Annotated in this window: 20 protein-coding genes; 6 read left to right on the top strand and 14 right to left on the bottom strand. The window is 64.7% G+C overall.

The genetic code is table 11. From position 1 onward, the window contains the following. Positions 1-126 precede the first annotated feature (126 nt). Genes AADV58_RS05335 through AADV58_RS05325 form a run of 3 tightly spaced genes read left to right on the top strand, consistent with a single transcriptional unit; the run spans position 127 to position 2,376 of the window. Positions 127-1,170: an inorganic phosphate transporter gene (locus tag AADV58_RS05335; RefSeq protein WP_341744248.1), complete on the top strand. Its 1,044-nt coding sequence runs from the start codon at positions 127-129 to the stop codon at positions 1,168-1,170. Next, positions 1,167-1,814 (top strand): DUF47 domain-containing protein, encoded by a 648-nt coding sequence (locus AADV58_RS05330; RefSeq protein ID WP_028995097.1) that lies wholly within the window; start codon positions 1,167-1,169, stop codon positions 1,812-1,814. Before AADV58_RS05335 ends, AADV58_RS05330 begins: the two co-directional genes overlap by 4 nt. A gap of 4 nt (positions 1,815-1,818) precedes the next feature. Further along, on the top strand, positions 1,819-2,376 hold the full coding sequence (locus tag AADV58_RS05325) for a 1-acyl-sn-glycerol-3-phosphate acyltransferase (protein ID WP_341744247.1): 558 nt from the start codon (positions 1,819-1,821) through the stop codon (positions 2,374-2,376). Positions 2,377-2,383: 7 nt separating this feature from the next. On the opposite strand, the gene AADV58_RS05320 is transcribed toward AADV58_RS05325, so the two are convergent. From AADV58_RS05320 to AADV58_RS05295, 6 genes are read right to left on the bottom strand one after another with little or no spacing between them, the layout of a single operon-like run. Beyond that, positions 2,384-2,599: an RNA-binding S4 domain-containing protein gene (locus AADV58_RS05320; protein ID WP_341744246.1), complete on the bottom strand. Its 216-nt coding sequence runs from the start codon at positions 2,597-2,599 to the stop codon at positions 2,384-2,386. Next, positions 2,596-3,246, bottom strand: coding sequence for a lactate utilization protein (locus AADV58_RS05315; protein WP_341744245.1), 651 nt, complete (start codon positions 3,244-3,246; stop codon positions 2,596-2,598). The genes AADV58_RS05320 and AADV58_RS05315 overlap by 4 nt, the downstream gene beginning before the upstream one ends. After that, entirely contained in the window at positions 3,243-4,199 is a 957-nt protein-coding gene (locus AADV58_RS05310; RefSeq protein WP_341744244.1) for a D-2-hydroxyacid dehydrogenase, read from the bottom strand. Before AADV58_RS05310 ends, AADV58_RS05315 begins: the two co-directional genes overlap by 4 nt. After that, positions 4,199-4,894, bottom strand: coding sequence for an aldehyde dehydrogenase family protein (locus tag AADV58_RS05305; RefSeq protein WP_028995102.1), 696 nt, complete (start codon positions 4,892-4,894; stop codon positions 4,199-4,201). Before AADV58_RS05305 ends, AADV58_RS05310 begins: the two co-directional genes overlap by 1 nt. Positions 4,895-4,896: 2 nt before the next feature. Further along, positions 4,897-6,345: a lactate utilization protein B gene (locus AADV58_RS05300; RefSeq protein ID WP_341744243.1), complete on the bottom strand. Its 1,449-nt coding sequence runs from the start codon at positions 6,343-6,345 to the stop codon at positions 4,897-4,899. Beyond that, a complete protein-coding gene (locus AADV58_RS05295; protein WP_281983523.1) occupies positions 6,342-7,073 on the bottom strand; it encodes a (Fe-S)-binding protein in 732 nt (243 codons plus the stop codon). Before AADV58_RS05295 ends, AADV58_RS05300 begins: the two co-directional genes overlap by 4 nt. Before the next feature lie 130 nt (positions 7,074-7,203). Here AADV58_RS05295 and AADV58_RS05290 point away from each other — a divergent pair, with 130 nt between their 5' ends. Continuing rightward, on the top strand, positions 7,204-7,932 hold the full coding sequence (locus AADV58_RS05290; protein WP_081700195.1) for an IclR family transcriptional regulator: 729 nt from the start codon (positions 7,204-7,206) through the stop codon (positions 7,930-7,932). A 21-nt stretch (positions 7,933-7,953) separates the two neighbouring features. On the opposite strand, the gene pbpG is transcribed toward AADV58_RS05290, so the two are convergent. Both pbpG and AADV58_RS05280 read right to left on the bottom strand, forming a co-directional pair. Continuing rightward, entirely contained in the window at positions 7,954-8,934 is a 981-nt protein-coding gene (pbpG, locus tag AADV58_RS05285; RefSeq protein ID WP_043421361.1) for a D-alanyl-D-alanine endopeptidase, read from the bottom strand. Positions 8,935-9,038: 104 nt separating this feature from the next. Continuing rightward, positions 9,039-11,318, bottom strand: a complete 2,280-nt coding sequence (locus AADV58_RS05280; RefSeq protein ID WP_028995107.1) for an NADP-dependent malic enzyme — start codon at positions 11,316-11,318, stop codon at positions 9,039-9,041. Between the two features lie 243 nt (positions 11,319-11,561). On the opposite strand from AADV58_RS05280, the gene AADV58_RS05275 reads away from it, so the two are divergent. Together AADV58_RS05275 and AADV58_RS05270 are read left to right on the top strand one after the other, a co-directional pair. Further along, positions 11,562-13,406, top strand: coding sequence for a phosphoenolpyruvate carboxykinase (GTP) (locus AADV58_RS05275; protein ID WP_028995108.1), 1,845 nt, complete (start codon positions 11,562-11,564; stop codon positions 13,404-13,406). Between the two features lie 61 nt (positions 13,407-13,467). Next, entirely contained in the window at positions 13,468-14,628 is a 1,161-nt protein-coding gene (locus AADV58_RS05270; protein ID WP_341744242.1) for a pyridoxal phosphate-dependent aminotransferase, read from the top strand. Here the strand turns inward: AADV58_RS05270 and ampD are convergent. Genes ampD through AADV58_RS05240 form a run of 6 tightly spaced genes read right to left on the bottom strand, consistent with a single transcriptional unit; the run spans position 14,605 to position 20,289 of the window. Then, entirely contained in the window at positions 14,605-15,171 is a 567-nt protein-coding gene (ampD, locus tag AADV58_RS05265) for a 1,6-anhydro-N-acetylmuramyl-L-alanine amidase AmpD (RefSeq protein WP_028995110.1), read from the bottom strand. The genes AADV58_RS05270 and ampD overlap by 24 nt on opposite strands. Beyond that, positions 15,168-16,526: a sigma-54-dependent transcriptional regulator gene (locus AADV58_RS05260; protein WP_028995111.1), complete on the bottom strand. Its 1,359-nt coding sequence runs from the start codon at positions 16,524-16,526 to the stop codon at positions 15,168-15,170. Before AADV58_RS05260 ends, ampD begins: the two co-directional genes overlap by 4 nt. Further along, on the bottom strand, positions 16,484-18,088 hold the full coding sequence (locus AADV58_RS05255) for a two-component system sensor histidine kinase NtrB (RefSeq protein WP_245580543.1): 1,605 nt from the start codon (positions 18,086-18,088) through the stop codon (positions 16,484-16,486). The genes AADV58_RS05260 and AADV58_RS05255 overlap by 43 nt, the downstream gene beginning before the upstream one ends. 2 nt (positions 18,089-18,090) lie before the next feature. Continuing rightward, positions 18,091-18,321 carry a PP0621 family protein gene (locus AADV58_RS05250; protein ID WP_051295407.1) on the bottom strand — a complete coding sequence of 77 codons (231 nt, stop codon included), beginning with the start codon at positions 18,319-18,321 and terminating at the stop codon, positions 18,091-18,093. Between the two features lie 10 nt (positions 18,322-18,331). Next, the gene (locus tag AADV58_RS05245) at positions 18,332-18,961 is read right to left on the bottom strand and encodes a ParA family protein (protein ID WP_028995113.1); all 630 of its coding nucleotides are present in this window, start codon (positions 18,959-18,961) and stop codon (positions 18,332-18,334) included. Beyond that, complete coding sequence (locus AADV58_RS05240; protein ID WP_028995114.1) at positions 18,958-20,289, bottom strand: TAXI family TRAP transporter solute-binding subunit; 1,332 nt, start codon at positions 20,287-20,289, stop codon at positions 18,958-18,960. The genes AADV58_RS05245 and AADV58_RS05240 overlap by 4 nt, the downstream gene beginning before the upstream one ends. Positions 20,290-20,312 lie beyond the last annotated feature (23 nt).

Genomic DNA, 20,312 nt, shown 5'->3' with positions numbered 1-20,312 from the left:
CCCGGCATGCGCCAGATTATTAGAGTTCACTTATTTTAACCCGACACACACCAGCAAGAGCGCGCGCTATACTGGCCAAAACAACATATACCAATCCGGAGGGGGACCCGATACCGGGCAACACGCATGGACACCCTGTTCCTGCTCGCGCTGGCGACCGTCATCGTCGTCCTGGTGTTCGACTACACCAACGGCTTCCACGACGCCGCCAACATCGTCGCCACGGTCATTGCCTCACGGGCGATGACGCCGGTCCAGGCGGTCATCGTTGTCGGCGTCTTCGAATTCCTCGGCCCCCTGCTCGGCGGCACGGCGGTGGCCAACACCATCGGCAAGTTCGTCGAACTCGGCGGCATCCTGCCGCTGCTGTCACTGGCCATGCTGCTGTGCGGCCTGATCGGCGCCATCGTGTGGAATCTCGGCACCTGGTATTTCGGCATACCCTCGTCGTCGTCGCACGCCCTGGTCGGCGGCCTGATTGGCGCGGTCGTCGTCGGTGTCGGCGTCGATCATGTCGTCTGGGGCTTTCACGAACTGGCCAGCGGCCGGCTGACCGGCATCGTGAAAGTACTGGCGGCCCTGATCCTGTCGCCGCTGATCGGTTTCTGGGTCGGTTTCGCCATTCACCGCATCCTCAGCGTCCTGCTCCGGGCAGCCACGCCGGCAGCCAACCGTCACCTGCGTTTTGCCCAGTTCTTCACCGCCGCCGGACTGGCCTTCGCCCACGGCGCCAACGATGCGCAGAAAAGCATGGGCATCCTGACCCTGGTGCTGCTGCTCGGCGGTTTCATCTCGCACTTTGCCGTGCCGTTCTGGGTCATGCTCGCCTGCGCCACGGCGATGACCCTGGGCATCCTCTCCGGCGGCTGGCGCATCGTGCGCACGCTGGGTTTCGCCATCTACCGGGTCCGCCCGATCCATGCCCTCGGCTCACAACTGACCTCGGGCCTGGTGATCATGAGTGCCTCGCTGGGTGGCGCACCGGTCTCGACGACGCACATCGTCGCCACCTCGATCATGGGTATCGGCGCCTCCGAACGCCCGCGTGCAGTACGCTGGGCCAAGGCCAAGGACATCGCCACCACCTGGCTGATCACCATTCCCGGCGCCGCCCTGGTAGCCATCCTGGCCTATGCGCTGGTCAATCTTTTCCTCGGAGCCAAGCCATGAGCAACGCTACCGCCTCGCCCTCGCTGCTGTCCCGCCTGCTCGGCCGATTTTTCCCGAAAATGCCCGACTTCTTCGGCATGCTCGTCGAGCAATGCCGGCAGGTCGGCAAGACCACCGGGCTGCTGGTCGAGTTCATGGAAAACGCCGATCACGACATCGGCAAGCAGATCCGCAAGGATGAGCATGAAGCCGACCGGGTCAAGATCCACAACCTGCATACGCTGAACGAGGCCTTCTCGACGCCGATCGATCGCGAGGATCTCTACCGCGCGATCATGGACCTCGACGAGGTGGTCAATTACTGCAAGACGACGGTCAGCGAAATGGAGGTGCTCGGCCTGCAGCCCGACAAGCACTGCCTGGAGATGGCGATGCACATCAAACTCGGCACCGACGCGCTGTTACAGGGCTTCAGCCGCCTGGCGACGGCCCCGGCGGAAGCGGCCAACGACGCCGACGCCGCACGCAAAGCCGAACGCCGGGTGGAAAAAGCCTACCGGCGCGCCATCGCCGATCTATTCCAGGGCGACAACTACATCCACATGTTCAAGCAGCGCGAAATCTACCGCCACCTGGCCAACGCTGCCGACCGCATGGCGCACTGCGCCAACACCCTGCACGACATCGTGGTCAAGATGTGCTGAACCGATGATGCAGACCCTTGCCCGCTGGCTGGTGAAACGTCTCGGCTGGACTCTGGTCGAACCGCCGGAACGCCCACCCCGGACGGTACTGATTGCCTATCCGCACACCTCGAACTGGGACGCGCTCTACGCGCTGCTGGCGCGCCAGGGGCTGGCACTGGAAGCGCACTGGGCAGCCAAGGACGTTCTTTTCCGCTGGCCTTTCGGTGGCCTGCTGCGCCGCCTCGGCGGGGTCGCGGTGAACCGGCGCCAGCGCACCGGTTTTGTCGACCAGATGGCCGCCGAATTCGCCCGCCGCCAGCGCTTCATGCTGGTGCTGGCGCCGGAAGGTACACGCAGCCTGACCGCCGGCTGGAAGAGCGGTTTCTACCGCATCGCCCTGGCGTCGCAGGTGCCGGTCGGGCTGGGTTTCATCGATTACACCAGGCGCCGGGTCGGCATCCTCGCCTACATCACCCTGAGTGGCGATCCGGCGCAGGACATGGCGACGATAGCCGGGCATTACCGCGAGCACTGCGGCAAGCACCCCGAACTCGCCTCGCCGATCCGCTGGCTGGATTGAAGCTGGGCTACTCGGCCAGCAGCTCGACTTCCTCGCCGGTAAAAACGACGCGCTGACCGGGCCGCAGCTTGGCCCGCTTGCGGGTGTCGACCTGGCCGTCGACCGTCACCTGACCATCGGCGATCGCCGCATGCGCGGCACCGCCGGATTCGCACAGACCGGTAGCCTTGAGCAGCTGGTCGAGCTGGATGTGGTCGCCGCGCACGGCAAATTGAATACTCATGAATTTTCCCCGATCACGATCAGATGGACCCGGCACGGCCCATGGGCGCCGAGGACGATGGTTTGTTCGATGTCGCCGGTGCGCGACGGCCCGGAAACGAAGTTGACGGCGCGCGGCAAGGCACCGCGTTCGGCCTTGAGCAGGGCAAACGCGTCTTCCATGGTGGCGACGACGCGCGCCGCCGGCACCAGCGCGATATGGGTTTCCGGCAGCAGGCTGACCGAGGCCGGCGTCGCTGGGCCGGACAGCAGCATCAAGGTACCGGTTTCGGCGATGGCGCAAAAACAGCCGGAAATACCGACCGGGTCGGCATCGACCGCCACACCGCTGTGACAGGAGAGGCCCGCCTCGGCCCAGTCGAGCCCGGCGACATCGAGCGCGGTCACCGCCTGCAGGGGCAGTTGCCGGGCGGACAGCCACTCGGCGACATGCGCCGGCACGGCGGCGTAGCCGTCGACGCGGGCAACCGTACTGGCCAGCGATTCCGCCTTGGCACAGAAGCGCTCGACCAGATCGCCGGTCAGGGTCGGCTGCGGCCCCGACTGTCCGGCCTGCAGGCGTGCCAGGGCAGCGGCGCGACGCGCGTCGGCATCGCCCTTGCCGACGCCGGCGCGAACGCGGGCGAGGATGTCGTCGCGCGCGCTCATGTGACCACGTTCCTCGGCTGACCGGCGACGAAAGCCTCGATGTTATCGATCAACTGATCGGCCAGCGCCTGCATCGCCGGCCGGCTGGCCCAGGCGACGTGCGGGGTGAGGATGAAGTTGGGCAAGGCGAGCAAGGCCGGATCGAGCATGGGGTGACCGACCGGCGGCGGTTCGGCGCTGACCACGTCGAAACCGGCACCGGCGATCCAGCCTTCGTGCAGCGCCCGGATCAGCGCCGCTTCGTCGACGATGCCACCGCGCGCGGTGTTAACCAACAGGGCCGAGCGCTTCATCACGCGCAGTTCCGGCTCGCCGATCAGGTGGCGGGTCGCCTCGCTCAGCGGGCAGTGCAGGCTGAGCGCGTCGGCCTGAGCCAGCACCTCGGCGAAAGCGGTATAGCCGGGACGGACGCTAGCCGCCCCCTTGCGTTCGGCGCGCAGCACGCGCATGCCGAAGGCTTCGCCAAGCCGGACGACGCCGTTGCCGAGGCTGCCGGCGCCGACCACACCGAGCGTCGCCCCGTGCAGGTCGCGGATCGGGTGATCGAACAGACAGAATTGCGTCGCCTGTTGCCAGCGCCCGGCCTGCACCGTTTCGCGCCAGGCGAACAGATTGCGCGACAGCCCCAGCAGCAGCGCGAAGACATGCTCGGGCACGGTCTGTTCGGCGTAGCCGCGGATGTTGCTGACGACGATGCCGCGCCGACGACAGGCGTCGAGATCGACGACATTGGTACCGGTCGCCGCCACCGCAACCATCTTCAGGTCGGGCAGGGTGTCGATCACTGCGCCCGGCAGCGGCGCCTTGTTGACGATGGCGATACTCGCCCCGCGCAGGCGCTCGGCCACCTGATCGGCGGTCGTCGCCGGGTACTCGACCCACGCATGGGCGAACGCCGGTCGCCGGACAGTGGCGATCATCGATTCCTGTTCGAGATAGACGATGCGTTCCATCAGCCGACCGTGGCAAACGCCGTTCCGTGCTGTGCCGCCAGTTCGCCGACCTGGGCGCCCAGCGCCTCGGCGCCGGCGAACACCAGGTAATCGACGCCGGCCGCGCACAAGCCTTCGATGGCCGGGCCGTCGCCGTGGACAAGGTTGAGCACGCCGGCCGGCCAGTCATTGCGGGTCGCCAGTTCGCACAGGGCGAAAGCCGCCGACGGGGCTTTCGGGCTCGGTTTGACGACCAGAGTCGCACCAGCCAGCAGGGCCGGCACGGCGGCGGCGACCAGACCGGCGAGCGGCTGGCTGTCGTCGACGACCAACGCCGCCACCCCGGTCTCACCCACCGACATCGCGCGCAAACCGGCGACGGCAGCCGTCACTTCGGCACTCGCCATTTCTTCGGCACGACCGCTTTCCTGACTGAGCATTTTGGCGAAATGACCGGCGTAGCGCTCCAGGGCATCGGCCAATCGGCCAAGGCAGAGCTGGCGCGCCGACGGCCCCATGTCCGCCCAGGCGCCCTGGGCATCGCGGGCGGCGGCGACGGCCTGCGCCGCTTCGTCGGCACCGCACATCGGCACCCGGTGGCGGGCCTGCCCGGTCGCCGGATTGATCACGTCGAAGAAACTGTCGCCTACCGTGAGATAGGGGCGGCCGTTGATCCAGAGGGGAATGGCCATCGGGCCTTCGGGTGCGAATTCCATTGTCAGTCTCTCTTGCTTGCTGCGTATTGTTCGAAAAAGGTCTTGCCACCGCCGGCGACCGGCAGATCGCGCGCCGTCGTCCAACCCGGCGCGAAACCGAAGAGGCGGATGCGACCCTCTCCGTCGGCCAGCCAGTTCAGGTAGCGGGCGGCGATCCGGGTCAGCGCCCGATACAGCGTCGGCCGGCCGGCGATCCAGGCCCAGGCACGCAGGCCAAAACGCTCGCCCCAGGGGCGCAGACCGCGCCGCTGCTGCTCCTGGCGCAGGCCGTGCATCAGCTCGGGCAGCGGAATGCGCACCGGGCAGACGCTGGAACACTGGCGACAGCCGGTCGACGCATGCGGCAGGTCGAGTGCGTTCTCGATGCCGGTGTACAGCGGCGTCAGCACCGAACCCATCGGCCCGGGATAGACCCAGCCGTAGGCGTGACCGCCGAGCGAGAAATACACCGGGCAGTGATTCATGCAGGCGCCGCAACGGATGCAGCGCAGGATGTCCTGGTAGTGCGACCCGACGACGTCGGCGCGGCCGTTATCGACCAGGATGAAGACGGTCTTGGTCGGTCCTTCGCTTTCGTCGTCAGCGCGGGTGCCGGTCAGCAGCGAGACGTAGTTGGAGATCGTCTGGCCGGTCGCCGAACGCGGCAACAGTCGCATCAGCGTGGCGAAATCCTGCAGCGTCGGCACCACCTTTTCGATGCCGGTGATCACCACATGCACACGCGGCAGCGTCGTCACCATGCGGCCGTTGCCTTCGTTGGTGACCAGCGCCGCGGTTCCGGTCTCGGCGATCAGGAAATTGGCACCGGAAATCCCCATGTCGGCCGACAGGAAGTGCTGGCGCAGGACACCACGCGCCTCGCGAGTCAGCGCCGGGATGTCGGCGGAAGTCCGCGCCGCTTGCGGTCGGCCGTGCTTCTCGGCGAACAGCGCCTCGACTTCCTGCAAGGTCTTGTGCACCGCGGGCGCGATGATGTGCGACGGCGCTTCGCCGGCCAGCTGGATGATGTATTCGCCGAGGTCGGTCTCGACTGGCTCGATGCCGGCAGCGGCCAGCGCGTCGTTGAGATGCGCCTCTTCGGACAGCATCGACTTCGACTTGGTCACTTTCTTGACGCCATGACGGCGGGCGACGTCGATCACCAGATCGCAGATTTCGCTGCCGTCACGCGCCCACAGCACGTCGGCACCGCGCGCGCGGGCGTTTTCCTCGAAGATTTCCAGCCACACGTCGAGGTCGTTGAGCGCCCGGTCGCGGATGCCGGCGCAGGCCTCGCGCAAGGCTTCGAAATCCAGGCCGTCGTCGGGGAGCGCCGCCATGGCCTTGGCACGCTTGCCGGAAAACAGCGGCTTGGCTTTCTGCAGCGCTTGCTGCAGCACCGGGTTGCGCACCTTGTCGGCAGCGCGGGCGGTGAAATGCATCGCCTGCGAGTGACGCGCGTTGGCGTTCATGGCTTGGTTTCCCCGGCCAGCACTTCGGCAAAGTGCAGCACCCGCGTCGTCCCGTCGCCGCGCCGGCGCAAGCGCCCCTCGATGTTGAGCAGGCAACCGAGATCGCCGCCAACGACGGCGTCAGCCCCGGCAGCGGCAACCGACTCGCACTTGCGGTCGACGATGCGCGCCGAGACATCGGCATAGTTCTCGGCGAAGGCACCACCGAAGCCGCAACATTCCTCGCAGTCGGCCATTTCCTTCAGGCTCAGCCCGCGTACGCGGCCGAGCAAGGCACGCGGCTGCGCCTTGATGCCGAGACCGCGCAGGCCCTTGCAGGAATCGTGGTAGGTGACGCTGCCGGCGAATTCGCCGGGCGGCTCAAGCGGCTCGCCCAGGCTGGCGAGAAACTCGCTCAGTTCCTGAGTGCGCGCTGCCAGCGCCCGGGCGCGCGGCCCCCAGACGGCATCGTCGGCGAACAGCTTGGGATAGGTCAGGCGAATCTGCTCGGCACAGGAACCGGAAGGAACGACCACCGCATCGTAATCTTCCAGCTCGGCAATCGCCTTCTGCGCCAGGGTTTCGGCCAGCGGCCGGTTGCCGGCGCTCCAGGCCGGTTGACCGCAGCAAGTCTGCGCTGGCGGCACAACCACGTCATTACCCGTCGCCGCCAGCAAACGCAGGGCGGCAAAGCCCACTGCGGGGCGCATCAGGTCAACGAGACAGGTAACGTATAAGGCAATCCGCATGCTAATATTGCGCCGCACAAGAAGGCAAAGTGGCTAATGCTACTCAAACCCCGCGAATAAAGGAATCCAGTTGTCAGAAGTTGCCGACGGCGCCACCAGAACGCCAGGTTCTATCCAGGTCATCGAGCGCATGATGTCGCTGCTCGACGCGCTTGCCCAGGTGCAGGATGCGGCCAGCCTCAAGCAACTGGCAACCGCCACCGAACTCCATCCGTCGACCGCCCACCGCATCCTCGCGGCGATGTGCAACGCCCGTTTCGTCGAACGCCAGGATGCCGGCACCTACCGCCTGGGCATTCGCCTGCTCGAGCTCGGTAACATCGTCAAATCGCGGATCAACGTCCGCGAAGTCGCCCTGCCCTTCATGCAGGAACTGCATGAAAAAATCGGCGAGGCAATCAACCTCGGCGCCCGTCACGACGACGAGATCGTCTATCTCGAACGCACCTCGTCGGGACGTTCGCTGGTGCGTGTCGTTTATCTGGTCGGTGGTCGTGCGCCGCTGCACCTGACTTCGCTGGGCAAGCTTTTCCTGGCTGCCGACGGCACCCAGAAGGTCCGTGACTACGCCCGCCGCACCGGCCTGCCGGGCAAGACGCCGCATTCGCTGACCACGCTCGAAGCGCTGGAAAAGGAACTGGACAAGGTCCGCCGCCACGGCATCGCCTACGACGACGAAGAGGCCGAACTGGGCCTCAAGTGCGTTGCCGCACCGATCCACGACGATGAAGGCCAGGTCGTTGCCGCGCTGTCGGTATCGGCCCCTGCCGATCGTCACAACCCGGAATGGGCGCGCCAGGTTCAGGAAACGGCCAACGCCGTCTCACAAGCCCTGGGCTACGTACACCACCGCAATTGATGCCTGCCACCGGCAGGCGGGTCAGGCCGGCGTGGCGACCGGCTTCAGGCCGGCACTTTCCATCCAGCGCTTGATCCGGTTGGCGTCGCCAACGCGGGTCATCTTGCCCTGCGAATCGAGCAGCACGATGACCACTGGCTTGTCGGCGACCCAGGCCTGCATCACCAGGCAACGTCCGGCTTCGGAGATGTAACCGGTCTTCGACAGGCCGATCTGCCAATTGTCGCTGCGGACCAGCGCATTGGTATTGCCGAAGGTCTGGATGCGCCCGCTCAGTTCCAGCTTGGCCTCGGCCGTGGTCGAATACATGCGGATGTGCGGGTAGCGCGCGGCGGCGGCCACCATGCGCGCCAGATCGTGAGCGGTAGACACGTTATTGCTGGAGAGGCCGGTCGGTTCCTCGAAGCGCGTGTCGAACATGCCCAGCGAGCGCGACTTGCGGTTCATGGCGTCAACGAAAGCCCGCAAACCGCCGGGATAGTGGCGGCCGAGCGCATTGGCCGCGCGATTTTCCGACGACATCAGCGCCAGCAGCATCGCCGTTTCGCGCGTCATCGTCGTACCGACCGGCAGACGCGAGCGGGTACCCTTGAGATCGTCGATGTCGGCATTGCTGATGGAAATCACTTCTTCCATGTCGAGACCGGCATCGAGCACGACCATCGCCGTCATCAGCTTGGTGATCGAGGCGATGGGCACCACCGCATCCGGATGCTTCTCGACCAGCACCCGACCGCTGCTCTGATCCAGAACCAGGGCAGCCGATGACTGGATGGCCAGGCGGGTCGGATCGTCGCTGACCGCAACGTGGCGCACCGCACCTTGATGCTTGGCGACGGTTTTCTTGTTCGTTTTCTTGGCTTGCTTGGCGGCCGCCGGTGCTTTCTTGGCAGCCGACTGCTTGGGCTTGTTCGTCTGAGCTTCAGCTTTGCCCACGATAACCGGCAATGGCGCCAGAACCAGCGCCAGGGATGTCAGCAGAAGCCACAGTTTTCGCCGCATGTAAAAACTCTCCAAGATTTGGCTGCGATTTTATCCGAGTTTAAGCGCACGGAACAAAATTTCAATCAAACCATCGAGATAGCGGCGAAAACTGAGGCACTTACTCAGGAGGCGTCAACCACGGTCAACGCCGTCATGTTGACGATGCGGCGGACGGTGGCCGTCGGCGTCAGGATGTTTACCGGCCGTGCTGCCCCGAGCAGGATGGGCCCGACGGTCAGGTTGTCGCCGGCCGCCACCTTGAGCAGGTTGAACGAGATGTTCGCCGCGTCCAGCGTCGGCATCACCAGCAGATTGGCCTGCCCCTTGAGGCGCGAATTGGGGAAGGTCACCTGACGGATCTGCTCGTCGAGTGCAGCATCGCCGTGCATTTCGCCTTCGACTTCGAGTTCCGGCGCCCGACGATTGAGCTCGCCCAGCACTTCGCGCATCTTCACCGCAGTCGGCGTGTTCTCGGTACCGAAAGAGGAATGCGACAACAGTGCCACCTTGGGAACGATACCGAAATTGCGGATTTCCTCGGCCGCCATCAAGGTCATATCGACCAGTTGCTCGGCATTCGGATCGTAATTCACATAGGTATCGGCAATGAACACGGTACGACCGGGCAGCAGCAGCAGGTTCATCGTGTAGTAGCGATCGTGCTCGGCGCGGGTGCCGATGACATTCTCGACATATTCGCGATGCGTGTCGTGACGACCGAAAGTACCGCAGATCAGGCCATCGGCGTAACCAAGGCGGACCATCAAGGCGCCGTAGAGCGTGTTGCGGCGGCGCACTTCCCGGCGCGCGTAGTCGGGCGAGACGCCCTTGCGCTGCATGATGCCGTAGTAGGTCTGCCAGAACTCGTCGAAGTGGGCGTCGAAGAAGGCATTGTTCTCCGAGTGGATGATCTCGAAATCCTCGCCTTCGCGGATGCGCAGGCCGGCAGCCTCGATCCGCCGCAGGATTTCGGCCGGACGGCCGATCAGCACCGGACGGGCGATTCCCTCGTCACGGATGACCTGGATCGCGCGCAGCACGCGCTCGTCCTCGCCCTCGGCAAAGACGATGCGCTTGGGCGCCAGGCGGGCCTGGGCGAACACCGGCTTCATGATCAGACCGGAGTGATAGACGAATTCGTTCAAGCCCTGCAGGTAAGCGTCCCAATCCTGGATCGGCCGCGTCGCCACGCCCGAGTCCATGCCGGCCTGAGCCACGGCCGGCGCGATCTTGACGATCAGACGCGGGTCGAAGGGCTTGGGAATCAGGTATTCCGGGCCGAAGCCGGAAATCTTCTCGCCGTAGGCCGAAGCGACCACATCCGACTGCTCGGCACGGGCCAGTTCGGCGATGGCCTTGACCGCCGCCATCTTCATTTCCTCGGTGATCGTCGTCGCACCGACGTCGAGCGCACCGCGGAAAATGAACGGGAAGCAGAGGACGTTATTGACCTGGTTCGGGTAGTCCGACCGGCCGGTACACATGATCGCGTCGTCGCGCACGGCCTTGACCTGCTCGGGCAGGATTTCCGGCGTCGGGTTGGCGAGCGCCATGATCACCGGCCGGGGTGCCATTTTCGCGACCATTTCCGGCTTGAGCACGCCGCCGGCCGACAGACCGAGGAAGACGTCGGCGTCAGCGATCACCTCACCCAGCGACCGGGCGTCGGTCTTCTTGGCGTAGCGCGCCTTGATCTCATCCATTTCCTCGACGCGACCTTCGTAGACCACGCCCTTGATGTCGGTGACCCAGATGTTCTCGACCGGCGCCCCCAGCATGACCAACAGGTCAAGACAGGCGAGCGCCGCAGCGCCGGCACCGGACGTGACGATCTTGACCTTGGACAGGTCCTTGCCGATCAGGTGCAAGCCGTTGAGGATGGCCGCGCCGACGACGATCGCCGTACCGTGCTGGTCGTCGTGAAAGACCGGAATCTTCATCCGCTCGCGCAGCTTTTTCTCGATATAGAAACACTCGGGCGCCTTGATGTCCTCAAGGTTGATGCCACCGAAGGTCGGCTCCAGCGAGGCAATGGTCTCGATCAGCTTGTCCGGATCGCGCTCGTCGATTTCAAGGTCGAAAACGTCGATGTTGGCGAATTTCTTGAACAGTACGCCCTTGCCTTCCATCACCGGCTTGGCGGCGAGCGGGCCGATCGGGCCGAGGCCGAGGACGGCGGTGCCGTTGGTGATGACACCAACCAGATTGGCGCGGGCGGTCAGGGTGCTGGCTTCGGCCGGATCGGCGACGATTTCTTCGCAGGCGAAGGCGACGCCCGGCGAATAAGCCATCGACAGATCGTACTGATTGGTCAGCTGCTTGATCGGCGTGACCGCAATCTTGCCCGGCTTAGGATGACGGTGATAGTAAAGCGCGGCTTCGCGCAGTTGCCTGGGATCCATGTCTTCCTCCGTTTTATATCGTGAAATACGGTTTTGTGATGCGATAAATTATAGCAGCTTGACGAATTTTATTCATTTCGGACATCACTTAGACACGAAAAGTCAAGTAGCTATTTACCCTGACTTGATGCATAATTACGGGCTTCCCAGCCGACGGCCTCCAGCCGCTCGCAGTCTTGGTGGCAGCTCCCGGCGACTGGCGTGAAACCTAGCTATTTCAGTAACTTAGAGAGAGACATCGCCATGACCGCACCGCTGAATGCACCAGATTACGTCAAACACGAAGGCCTGAAACAATGGGTCGCCGAGATTGCTGCGCTGACCCAGCCCGACAGCATCTACTGGGCCGATGGTTCGCAGGCAGAGTATGACCGTCTGTGTGCGGAAATGGTTGAAGCCGGCACCCTGATCAAGCTGAACCCGGAAAAGCGCCCGAACTCCTACCTGGCCTTCTCCGACCCGTCCGACGTTGCCCGCGTCGAAGACCGCACCTACATCTGCTCCGCCAACAAGGAAGACGCCGGCCCGACCAACAACTGGGAAGAACCGGCCAAGATGCGCGAAACCCTGAACGGCCTGTTCAAGGGCTGCATGAAGGGCCGCACGATGTACGTCATCCCGTTCTCGATGGGCCCGCTCGGTTCGCCGATCGCCCACATCGGCGTGGAAATCACCGATTCGGCCTACGTCGTCACCAACATGCGCACGATGACCCGCATGGGCGCCAAGGTGTTTGACGTGCTCGGCACCAACGGCGAATTCGTCCCCTGCGTGCATACCGTCGGCGCCCCGCTCGAAGCCGGTCAGAAGGATGTCGCCTGGCCGTGCAACCCGACCGTCAAGTACATCGTGCACTACCCGGAAACCCGTGAAATCTGGTCCTACGGCTCCGGCTACGGCGGCAACGCCCTGCTCGGCAAGAAGTGCTTCGCGCTGCGCATCGCCTCCAACATGGCCCGCGACCAGGGCTGGCTGGCCGAACACATGCTCATCCTCGGCGTCGAATCGCCGGAAGGTGAAAAGACCTACGTCGCTGCCGCCTTCCCGTCGGCCTGCGGCAAGACCAACTTCGCCATGCTGATCCCGCCCGAGCCGATGAACGGCTGGAAGATCACCACCATCGGCGACGACATCGCCTGGATCAAGCCGCGTCTCGATGCAGATGGCGTCACCCGTTTCTACGCGATCAACCCGGAAGCCGGCTTCTTCGGCGTTGCCCCGGGCACCTCGGCCAAGACCAACTACAACGCCCTGGCCACGCTCAAGGAAAACATCATTTTCACCAACGTCGCGCTGACCGACGATGGCGACGTGTGGTGGGAAGGCCTGACCAAGGAAGCCCCGGCCCACCTGATCGACTGGCAGGGCAAGGACTGGACGCCGGAAGACGGCAAGGCCGGCCGCAAGGCAGCCCACGCCAACTCGCGCTTCACTGCACCGGCCAACCAGTGTCCCTCGGTCGACGCCGCCTGGGAAGACCCCGCCGGGGTGCCGATCTCGGCCTTCATCTTCGGCGGCCGCCGCGCCACCACCGTGCCGCTGGTGTACCAGGCTTTCAACTGGAACTACGGCGTCTACATGGCGGCCACCCTCGGCTCCGAAACCACCGCTGCCGCCTTCGGCCAGCAAGGTGTCGTCCGCCGCGACCCGTTCGCCATGCTGCCGTTCTGCGGTTACCACATGGGTGACTACTTCAACCACTGGCTGAAGATGGGCAAGACCGTCGATGCCACGCCGAAGATCTTCTGCGTGAACTGGTTCCGCATGAACGAGAAGGGCGAGTTCATGTGGCCGGGCTTCGGCGACAACATGCGCGTGCTGAAGTGGATCGTCGACCGCTGCAAGGGCAAGGTTGCCGCCAAGGAAACCGTGCTCGGCTGGATGCCGAAGTTCGAAGACATCGACTGGACCGGCCTGGACATCAACAAGGATGATTTCGAGGCCCTGACCACCATCGACGCCGACGCCTGGAAGGCGGAACTGGCCGGCCACAAGGAGTGGTTCGACAAGATGGGCGAGAAGATGCCGCGCGAACTCGTGCTCAAGCGCGAACTGTTCGAAATGGGCATCTTCAAGGACGCTGCTTGAATATCGTCTGAGCGATAATCGAACGGCCACCCGCGGGTGGCCGTTTTTCTTTGGAGAGCCCATGTACCGTCCTGCCGCCCGTCTCGCCGATATCGAACCCTTCCACGTCGTCGAACTGTTCACCCGCGCCCATCAACTGCAGGCCGAGGGCCGCGACATCATTCACATGGAAGTTGGCGAGCCCGATTTTCCGACGCCGGAACCGATCGCCCATGCAGCCATGGCTGCCATCGCCAGCGGCAAGACGATGTACACGCAAGCCTTCGGCCTACCCGAGCTGCGCCAGGCAATCAGCGATTTCTACCGCCAACGTTACGGCGTCGACGTACCGGCCCGCCGCATCGCCGTGACCAACGGCGCCTCCGGCGCGCTCAACCTGGCCTTCGCCTGCCTGACCAACCCCGGCGATGAATGGCTGCTGGCCGACCCCGGCTACCCGTGTAACCGCCATATCGTGCGCACTTACGAAGGTCGGCCGCAAGCCATTGCTGTCGGCCCGCAGAGCAACTTCCAGCCGACCCCGGCACAAGTCGGCGCCGCCTGGAGCGAGAAAACCACCGGTCTACTCGTTGCCTCGCCGGCCAACCCGACCGGCACGCTGCTGACGCTGCCCGAAATCGCCGCGCTGGCCGAGGTCTGCCGCGCCCGCAAGGGCCACTTCATGGTCGACGAGATCTACCACGGCCTCACCTACGAGACCGACGCGCCGACCGCCTGCACCGCCGGCGACGACATCTGGGTGATCAACAGCTTCTCCAAGTATTTCCAGATGACCGGCTGGCGCCTGGGCTGGATGGTGATTCCCGAGCCCTACCTGCGCGACGTCGAGAAGCTGGCGCAGAACCTGGTCCTGTGCCCGTCGACGCCGGCACAGCACGCCGCACTGGCGGCTTTCCGGCCGGAAACCATCGCCATCCTGGAAGAACGTCGGGCCGAATTCCGCCGTCGCCGCGATTTCCTGGCACCGGCGCTGGAAGCACTTGGCTTTCGCATCACCGCCCGCCCGGAAGGCGCTTTCTACCTGTATTGCGACAGCTCGGCGCTGGCCGCCGACAGTTTTGCGCTGGCTCGCGACCTGCTGGAAAAAACCGGCGTCGCCGCCACACCGGGGCTGGATTTCGGCGCCAACGCGCCGGAGAAACACATCCGCTTCGCCTACACCACCGGCGTTGACCGACTGGCCGAGGCGGTCGAGCGCCTACGCCGTTACTTCGGGCGGTAAGTCGAGGTCGGGATGACGGGCGGCCAGCGCCGCCCAGTCGAAATGCGGCCCGGGATCGCTCTTGCGTCCCGGCGCGATATCGCTGTGACCGGCGACGGCGGCAATCGGATAACGCTGGCGCAAGGCATCGAGCAAGGGCCACAAGGCGGCGTACTGGGCATCGGTGAACGGCAGTTCGTCGCAACCTTCCAGTTCGATACCGACCGAGTAGTCGTTGCAGTTGTCCCGTCCGCACCAGGCCGAGCGGCCGGCGTGCCAGGCACGCTGGTCGCAGCCGACGAACTGGACGACACGACCGTCGCGGCGGACATAGAAATGCGCCGATACCTGCAGCCCGGCAATCTCGGCAAAGTAAGGATGGGCGCCGGCATCAAGGCGGTTGAGGAAGAAATCCTCGACCCAGTTGCCGCCAAATTCGCCGGGCGGCAGGCTGATGTTATGGACGACGACCAGCGAGACTTCAGCGGCCGGTGGCCGCTCGCCAAAGTTGGGCGAGTCCAGCCGTTCAGCCGCAAGCCACCAGCCGCCGTCGCACCAGCTCATTCGATACCCAGCCGTTCCAGCCGATAACGCAGGGAGCGAAAAGTCACGCCGAGCAAGCGCGCCGCCGCCGTGCGGTTGCCCTCGGTTTGCTGCAGGGCTTCCAGGATGGCGTGGCGCTCCAGGCGGTTCAGGTATTCGTCCAGGCTTTCGCTGCCGCGTCCCTGACCATCGCCCCCGCCTCCGCCAACCTCCTCGGGTTCGAGGTGCAGGTCCTCGGGACCGATTTCGTCGCCGCCGCAGAGCGCCGTCGCCCGCTCAAGAATGTTCTCCAGTTCGCGCACGTTGCCGGGGAAGGAATACAACTGCAGCGCCTTGATCGCCGATGCTGACAGCCGCGGATGCGCTGCGCCGCACAGCTTGTTGAGAATGCTGTCGACCAGTGGCGCGATATCTTCCATCCGCTCACGCAAGGGTGGCATGCGCAATTCGATGACGTTGAGCCGGTAGTAGAGATCCTGGCGGAACTTGCCCTGGTCGACGCATTCGCGCAGATTGCGATGGGTGGCGCAGATGATGCGCAGATCGACCGGCTCTTCGGTGACGTTGCCGACCTTGCGCACACGCTTCTCCTGAATGGCACGCAGCAGCTTGACCTGCATCGCCAGCGGCAGGTCGGCGACTTCGTCGAGGAACAGGGTGCCGCCGTTGGCCGCCTGGAAAAAGCCGTCGCGATCGCCGTCGGCACCGGTAAAGGCACCCTTGCGGTAACCGAAGAACTCGCTCTCCATCAGGTTTTCGGGAATCGCCCCGCAGTTGACCGGGACAAAGGGTCCGCTGCTGCGCGCACTGCGGGCGTGGATCAGGCGCGCCGCCAGTTCCTTGCCGGAGCCGGACTCGCCAGAAATATAGATCGGCGCCTGGCTACGCGCCATTTTCTCGATCATCTCGCGGACCTGCTGCATGCTCGGCGAATCGCCGGTCAGCGCCCGCAATTCGTCGCTCTGACCGCTTTCGCTGGGCAGCCGCAAAGCCGAGCGGACCAGGGCCCGCAACTGCTCCAGGCCGACCGGCTTGGCCAGGTAATCGAAGGCACCGGCCTTGAGTGCGGCGACGGCATTTTCGGCGCTGCCCCAGGCGGTGATCACCGCCACCGGCAGGCTGGGATGATGCTCGCCGATGTAACGGACAATCTCCAGCCCCTCGCCGTCCGGCAGGCGCATGTCGGTCAGGCACAACTGGAAGGAGGACGCTGCCAGCAATGCCTTGGCCTCGGCAACCGAGCCGGCGCATTCCGCCGCCAGCCCCATGCGGGCCAGGGTCAGGTCGATCAATTCGCGGATGTCGGCCTCGTCGTCAATGACGAGGACACGGTTCAACTCGCCGCGAGGGCGTCGTTCGCTACGGCTGACTGACACGTATCGCTTCTCCCGGAAACAATGAAATGGCCACCCCCGCCCCCCGCCCTGAGGACCAGCGCACCGCCGTTGGCCACGCACAATTCGCGCGCGATGAACAGGCCGAGCCCGGTACCGAGCGTATGGGTGGTGAAGAACGGCTCAAAAATCTGGTCGCGCAAGGCTTCGGGGACCCCGGGGCCGTCGTCGATCACATGCAATTCTACCCGCCCCGGCACGTCTTCCCCGGCAAACACGATCCGGACCGACCCCGGCCCGCGCGAGGCATGCCGCAAGGCATTGCCGACCAGGTTCCAGAGCACCTGGTGCAGATGCGAGCGGTCAAAGCAGATCATCTTGCCCGGCGGAACATCCAGCGCTATGGTGGATGCCGGCAGGTTCTCGTTGGCCAGCAGTTCGACGGCAAAATTGCCGAGAAACTCGCGCAGGGCGATGATTTCCACCTGGGCTTGATTCTGCCGGCCAAGTTCGAGCACGTCGCTGACGATCCGGTCCAACCGGGCCGTGTTGTCGCCAATGATGCGCAGCAGCCGCTCGAAAATCTCGCCGCGCCGCTCTTCCTGCAACAATTCCGAGGCATGGCTGATGGCCGACAGCGGATTACGGATTTCGTGCGCAATGCTCGCCGTCAATCGCCCGAGCGCGGCTAGCTTCAATTGTTTGGCCTGCTCCTTGATCCGGCCGACATCCTCGACAAAGATCAGGACATCGCCGTCGGAACTGGCGGTGGACTCGAAGCGCGCCCCCAGCTCGCTGTTGCCGGCGCCGAAAAACAGCACGCTATCATCACCGCCGGCCAGCCAGTGCGCTAGCCCGGCGGCCAGCGTCGGCGCATTGTCGACCAGTTGCCCGGCCACCGACGGCAAGCCGAGCAGGCGCGCAGCCATCGGGTTGTAGCGAACGACCTGGCCATCGGGTGCGACGATCAGCACCCCATCCTGCATGCGTTCGACCACCCGCTGATTGATGCGGATCTGGTTGTCCAGCGCGATGCCGCGGCGACGCGCCAGATCCTCGTTGATCATGATGCGCTGGCCGAGCAGGCGGGCCAGGATGGCGGTCGCGAAGTACCCCGCCGACAGGAAGCCGGCCTGGACGATGCTACCCGGGTCGAAGCCGCGATAGAGGATGCCGAAACTCTGCGACATCAGCGCCGCCAAGGTCGCCAACGCCGCGTAGAAGAGCACCAGCCGCCCCTGGCCGACCAGGCTGGCCGCCGCCAGCGAGATCAGCAGGACCAGTCCAAGCCCGCTGCTGACGCCGCCGGCGATGAACATCAGGACGCTGATCACCAGGACGTCGGCGAGGACCTGGAACGATAGCTGGAAATTGAAATGCTGCTGCCAGAAGCGGGCCAGGAAATACCCGGAAACCATGGCGGCGAAATAGGCCCCGACCAGCGTATACAGCAAGACCGAAGGCAACAGGTTGAGACGGACGTTCCATTCGCCCGGAAACACCAGGCCGAGCAGGCACAGGCCGCCGAGCAACAGGCGATACAGCACGAAGTAGCGGAAGGAGCGCCAGTTGGGCTCCCAGGTGGTGGTCAGCCAGCCCTGCACGATCAGTCGCCGCTGTGGCGCCCGGCCCGGCGGTGCGCCTCGTTGCAGAAGTGCACATCACCGTCGACGACAGCGTCGCTCTCCGGCAGATGCACGCCGCAATGGGCGCAACGCACCATCCGTTCCGGTGTCCGCGGTGGCGCGTCATTGCCGCCGCTGTCATCCCCGGTGCGCTTTTTCCACGCCCACCAGACGATCAGCAGCAGGACCAGCAAGAGGAGATATTTCAGCATGTGCGTCTCGTCACAGTGGGCGCTCGACCCATTCGATGATCGCCTGCCACTGCTCGATGTCCCGCTCGGCGCGCGAGCGCGGCAGGTCGAACAGGGTCATGCCGGCCGCTGCGGCCTGGACATAGACCTGGGTGTCGCGCAGGTAGGCGAGCACCGGCAGATCGAAGCCGGCAAAGAAACGTTCCAGTTCGGCTGCCGCACGCGTCCGCGCATCGACCCGCATGCCGATCACGGCGACGTCGGCGCGGCCTTTGCGCACGGCCTTCTCGTCGAGCAGGGCCTCGAGGAAATGGCGGGTTGCGCGCATGTCGAACATCGACGGCTGCACCGGAACGATGACCCGGGTCGACAGCTTGAGCACCTTGTCGAGCAGCTTGCCGTTCAGTCCGGCCGGCGTATCGAGCACGACGTGCGAGGTGCCCTTGGGCGGGCGGGCGATGTTGTCCGGCCCGATCGCCCAGGTATCGATGGTCGGCAACTCAAAGGGCCGGGTCGCCAGCCATTCGCGCGACGAAAGCTGGCGGTCGATGTCGCCCAGCATCACCTCGTGGCCGCGACTGGCAAAGTAACCGGCCAGATTGGTCGCCAGCGTGCTCTTGCCGGAACCGCCCTTGGGATTGGCAACGAGAAAGCCCTTCATGCACCGCGCTCCTTCTTGTCGAGAATGCGCCGCACCAGATTGACGTGCTCGCGCAAGGTGTAGACCAGATCGGTGAAGCCCAGCGGCACATGCAACTCGGCCGCCTCTTCGTCGAGCGCATCGAGCCGGCTGCGGTATTCCGGCAGGCGCTCGCGGTCGAAATGGTTTTTCAGGTCGTCCTCGAGAAATTTCAGCTCGCCGTAGCAACGGAACACCTTGGAACGCACCCGCCAGCTATACAGTGCCGGCGCCACCCGCATCAGCGGAATCAGCAGGGCGATCACCGGTAATAGCAGGACGAACAGGCGATCGACCAGCACCGCCAGCCAGAACGGCAGGTAGCGCTGCAGGAAGGGCGGGCCCGACTTGAAGAAACGCTCGGCTTCCGACGACAGCGGCAGCATGCCGTCCATGTAGGCCGGAAACTCGTTGGCGGTCTGGAAGAAGCCGGGTTTGCCATGGACCTGACGCGCTGCCTGCAACAGCAGGTTCTGCAGTGCCGGATGCAGGTCCTCGCTGACCACCAGACTGGCCGTCGGCGCCAGCACTCGCGTATCCTCGGGCGGGAAATCGCGGACCAGGTCGGCGACGCCCTTGGGCATGGTCAACCGGGTCAGGAAGGGATAGCGGCGCTCGTAGGCAAAGGACTGCGAGAAACTCATCAGCTTGACGTCGGGCGAGCGCAGCAGCACCTGGACCACCGGCGCATGCTCGGCGGCGATGATGAAGGCGGCGTCGATACGCCCCTGCTGTAATTCCTCGGCGGCATCCAGGCCGGAAATCGGTACCGTGTTGCTGCGGAAATCGACCTCGTTGTCGTCGAGCAGACGTTGCGCCAGATGGCGGATGCCGGAACCTTCCTGACCGATGGCGATGCGCTTGCCCTGCAGATCGGTCAGGCGGTCGATGGTCTTGCCGCGGTAGAAGACCCAGACCGGCTCGTAGAACATGCTGCCCAGCGAAAGCAGGCCGTGACTCTCGGGCTCCTGGTCGATCTCGGCCTCCGGCGACGGTTCGATGACGCCCCCCTGGACGAAGCCGATCTGCGCTTCGCCATTCTTCAGGCGTTCCAGGTTCTGCAGGGAACCTTCCGAAGGCAGAACCTCCAGGGTGATCCCGTCGCGCGCCAGGATCGCCGCGTAGCGTTTGGCGAACTGGTAATACGCGCCACTCTCGCCGCCGGCAGTCATGACCACATGCTTCGGTGGCGCCGGCTCGACGAACTGGTAGGCAACGACGAAACCGAGCCCGGCGATCAGGAATATCCACCACGCCGTCGCCACGAGGTCGCGCAGGGAAACGAGTCCAGCCTTGATTTTCGCCATCATGCCTTGGTCGCGGAAAACGTTCC

This window comes from Azonexus hydrophilus (genome assembly GCF_038368255.1).
GTDB lineage: Bacteria > Pseudomonadota > Gammaproteobacteria > Burkholderiales > Rhodocyclaceae > Azonexus > Azonexus hydrophilus.
This window is presented reverse-complemented; position numbering and strand designations above follow the sequence as displayed.